The sequence below is a fragment of the Lonsdalea britannica genome, assembly GCF_002111595.1.
Classification (GTDB): Bacteria; Pseudomonadota; Gammaproteobacteria; order Enterobacterales; family Enterobacteriaceae; genus Lonsdalea; species Lonsdalea britannica.
In genome coordinates, this window is the sequence record NZ_LUTN01000046.1 from 1 (window position 1) to 1334 (window position 1334).

1 protein-coding gene is annotated in these 1334 nt (G+C 55.5%); it reads right to left on the minus strand.

Annotated elements, in window-relative coordinates; all coding sequences use genetic code 11:
- Window positions 1-37 precede the first annotated feature (37 nt).
- Window positions 38-1242 (minus strand): IS3 family transposase gene (locus AU509_RS17705; RefSeq protein ID WP_100053542.1). Its coding sequence is split into 2 segments (ribosomal slippage): window positions 38-924 and window positions 924-1242, totalling 1206 coding nucleotides; the frame shifts between segments, so codons are not numbered across the junction.
- Window positions 1243-1334: the final 92 nt, after the last annotated feature.

Sequence of the window (1334 nt, forward strand, 5' to 3'; positions counted from 1 at the left end):
TGGATTTGACCCTATATATCCAGACGTTTTTGCTCTCTTACGGTTGCGATAACTTCCTGCGTATATATTCCCGTGGTGAGCGATATCCCAGTGCACTATGCGGATGATGTTCGTTGTAATGACTGAACGCCACCGCCAGATTCATCACCGCTGCCTGGCTGTCCGGTTTCGGCATGATGCTGATGTAGTCCCGTTTTATCGTCTTCACGAAGCTTTCTGCCATGCCGTTGCTTTCCGGGCTTCGCACTGCTGTCGTGCAAGGCTCCAGTCCCAGCAACCGGGCGAACGCCCACGTTTCATGAGCCCTGTAGGCTGAACCGTTATCCGTCAGCCACTCCAGCGACTCTGTTGGCAACTGCCTTCCGAAGCGTTTTTCCACCGCACCCAGCATGACATCCTGCACCGTTTCTTTGTCATAGCCTCCGGTGCTCGCTGCCCAGTCAATGATCTCCCTGTCGCAGCAGTCCTGCGCGAAGGTCACCCGCAGCTTTTCGCCATTATCACAGCGGAACTCAAAGCCATCTGAGCACCAGCGCCGGTTACTTTCCGCTACTGCTACGCGCCCCTTATGGGCCCGCTTACGGCAAGGAGCAGCGGGTTTACGTTCAAGAAGCAGATTATGCGTTCTCATAATGCGATACACCCGCTTCGCATTAACCACAGGCAGGCCGTCCCGCTCCGACTCCCGTCGCAGCAGCGCCCATACACGGCGATAACCATACGTCGGCAGGTCAGCCACCGCCATGTTTATCCGGGACAATACGGTGGTATCGTCAGAACGGGGCTGCCGTCTGCGATCCTGCCAGTCAGAAGGCCGGTGAACCCTGATGCTCAGTTGCGCACGCGACACACCAATACTCCGGCAGACGTCGGTTAGTCGTCGTCCCCGGGCAACAAGGGCGCATGCGCAATCCATTTTTTTGCCCGACCGAACTCCACGGCCTCTTTAAGGATCTCGGCTTCCATCGTCTTTTTGCCCAGAAGGCGCTGGAGCTCGCGGATTTGCTTATTGGCGGCAGCGAGCTCGGAGGCCGGCACTACTTCCTCGCCCGATGCAACAGCCGTCAGCGAGCCGTCTTCATATTGCTTGCGCCATTTGAATATCTGGTTTGCATTGATGCCATGCAGGCGCGCGACATGAGACACGGTCATACCGGGTTCCATAGTCTGCTGAATAATGGCAATTTTTTCCTGCGGAGTACGGCGGCGACGCCGTTCAGGCCCTGATAACACGTCAACCATCTTATCGTTCTGACTGGTATTAAACATAGTTCCAAGACTACCTCTTATTTTAAGAGAGTCGAAGTGTCTGGTGATCTATGGGGCCAGTCTAA